Origin of the sequence: Streptomyces glaucus (assembly GCF_039533365.1) — a bacterium.
GTDB classification, from domain to species: Bacteria; Actinomycetota; Actinomycetes; order Streptomycetales; family Streptomycetaceae; genus Streptomyces; species Streptomyces glaucus.
In genome coordinates this window covers 4,661-6,870 of sequence record NZ_BAAATK010000102.1, presented here as the reverse complement: position 1 = coordinate 6,870, position 2,210 = coordinate 4,661, and the positions used below count along the sequence as shown (strand labels likewise).

2 protein-coding genes and 1 pseudogene are annotated in these 2,210 nt (G+C 73.8%); 2 read left to right on the top strand and 1 reads right to left on the bottom strand.

The window, feature by feature from the left end; all coding sequences use genetic code 11:
• A pseudogene (locus tag ABD363_RS32100) lies at window positions 1–211 on the bottom strand (restriction endonuclease); the annotation flags it as partial.
• Between the two features lie 171 nt (window positions 212–382).
• On the opposite strand from ABD363_RS32100, the gene ABD363_RS32095 reads away from it, so the two are divergent.
• The gene (locus ABD363_RS32095) at window positions 383–757 is read left to right on the top strand and encodes a hypothetical protein (protein ID WP_344609986.1); all 375 of its coding nucleotides are present in this window, start codon (window positions 383–385) and stop codon (window positions 755–757) included.
• Between the two features lie 172 nt (window positions 758–929).
• Complete coding sequence (locus ABD363_RS32090; RefSeq protein ID WP_344609985.1) at window positions 930–2,135, top strand: glycoside hydrolase family 64 protein; 1,206 nt, start codon at window positions 930–932, stop codon at window positions 2,133–2,135.
• Window positions 2,136–2,210: the final 75 nt, after the last annotated feature.

Here is a 2,210-nt window from a genome sequence, read left to right as displayed (position 1 = left end):
TGCGCCGCAGCGCGGCGGCGCCCGCCAGCGCGGCCAGGGCCAGGACGGCGGCCCAGGCGGGGCGTCGTTCGACGACGTCGACCGCCGTGCGGGCGGCGAACCCGACGATGATCAGCAGGGCGGCGACCAGGCCGAAGAACACCGCTGTGGAGCGGAGGTCGAACGTGCGGCGTCGGTCCGTCGGCTCGCTGCGGCGCGCGGGCACGGCCATGGCGGTGCGGGCCCCCCTCGTGTCGTGAACCGGAGTCGTGATCGCTGTGCGGAGCACTTCTGCGTCTGCCCGGGATCCGGCACTTGAACATCTGTTCAGCGGGTATTCGGGCCGGGCACGTCTCGACGCATACCGTCCGCCCCGGCGGACGCCGGACCCGAGGGAGTTGGAATGAGGCGCCTGGTCAGCCGGCGGAGCAGTTCGGCCCGGGAGTTCCCGGAGCGGCGCGCACGCCACCTGCGCGCACAACTGGGCGTGGCCGCGGACATCGCCATCAGCGCGCAGCGCCGGGCCCTGGCGGCGCGGCTGGCCGACGCCCCGGAGACGGGCGGCGAGCGGCTGCTGCGGGGCCGGGTGACGGTGGACGACGTGCTCGGCTACGCCCACCAGCACTTCGGCCTCGCCACCGCGCCCCGCGACCAGGTGGCCGCCGTGCTGCGCGCCCGGTACGAACTGCGCGGCTGCCACCGCGACCTGGACACCGACGCCTACCTGGGCGCACATCGCCCGAGCCCCGCCGGGGTCGCCGGGGAACCGGCCGTCTGACACGGCGGACGCCGGGGGCCGGCCGCGGCGTCGCGGCCGGCCCCCTTTGTTCGAACTGTTGACATGCGCGCGTCGCAACCGGATTCTGAGAGCGCTCTCAGAGCTTGGTACGGACCACATTTCCCCCCACGTCTCCGCGCCCGGACGTCCCGGGCTCCCCCGGAGGTAGAGCATGACCAGACGCATCCGGAAACGGATCACCGCCGCGGCGGCCGCCTTCGCCACCGCGCTGACCGGCGCCCTCCTCGCGGTCGGCGCCCCCGCCCCGGCCCAGGCCGCGGTCCCCGCGACGATCCCCCTGAAGATCACCAACAACTCCGGCCGCTCCGAGCCGGTGTACGTCTACAACCTCGGCACGGAACTGTCGACGGGCCGGCAGGGCTGGGCCGACGCGAACGGCACCTTCCACCCCTGGCCCGCGGGCGGCAACCCGCCCGTCCCGGCACCGGACGCGGCCATCCCCGGACCGGCCGCGGGCCGCTCCCTGACCATCCGGATCCCGAAGTTCTCCGGCCGGATCTACTTCTCCTACGGCCAGAAGCTCGTGTTCAAGCTGGCCACCGGCGGCCTGGTGCAGCCCGCCGTGCAGAACCCCTCCGACCCCAACCGCAACATCCTCTTCAACTGGTCGGAGTACACCCTCAACGACGCCGGCCTGTGGCTCAACAGCACCCAGGTCGACATGTTCTCCGCGCCCTACGCGGTCGGCGTCCAGCGCGCCGACGGCAGCACGAGCAGCACCGGACACCTCGAGCCCGGCGGCTACAACGGGGTGTTCGCGGCCCTGCGCGGGCAGTCCGGCGGCTGGGCCAACCTGATCCAGACCCGCCCGGACGGCACCGTGCTGCGCGCCCTCTCCCCCGGCCACGGCGTCGGCACCGGCGCCCTGCCCGCCTCCGTCATGGACGACTACGTCAACCGCGTCTGGCAGAAGTACGCCACGTCCACGCTGACCGTCACGCCGTTCGCCGACCGGCCGGGCGTCAAGTACTACGGCCGGGTCTCCGGCGGGGTCATGAACTTCACCGACGGCTCCGGCGCGGTCGTCACCAGCTTCCAGAAGCCCGACGCGGACAGCATCTTCGGCTGCCACAAGCTGCTGGACGCCCCCAACGACCAGGTGCGCGGCCCGATCTCCCGCACCCTGTGCGCCGGCTTCAACCGGTCCACGCTGCTGACCAACCCCAACCAGCCGGACAGCACGCCGGCCGGCTTCTACCGGGACCCCGTGACCAACCACTACGCCCGGGCCATCCACGAGCGGATGGCCGACGGCAAGGCGTACGCCTTCGCCTTCGACGACGTGGGGCAGCAGGAGTCGCTGGTGCACGACGGCAACCCGCTGCAGGCCCATCTGACGCTGGACCCGCTCGACTGACCCGGGGCGGGCCCCGGCCGGGCGGCGGCCCCGGCCACCGTCGTCCGCGGCGGCGCCCCGGGGCGCCGCCGCGGA

Excerpts from the sequence above, each read along its gene's own strand:
- ABD363_RS32090 (WP_344609985.1), top strand. The coding sequence starts at position 930 with ATGACCAGACGCATCCGGAAACGGATCACCGCCGCGGCGGCCGCCTTC.
- ABD363_RS32095 (WP_344609986.1), top strand. The coding sequence starts at position 383 with ATGAGGCGCCTGGTCAGCCGGCGGAGCAGTTCGGCCCGGGAGTTCCCG.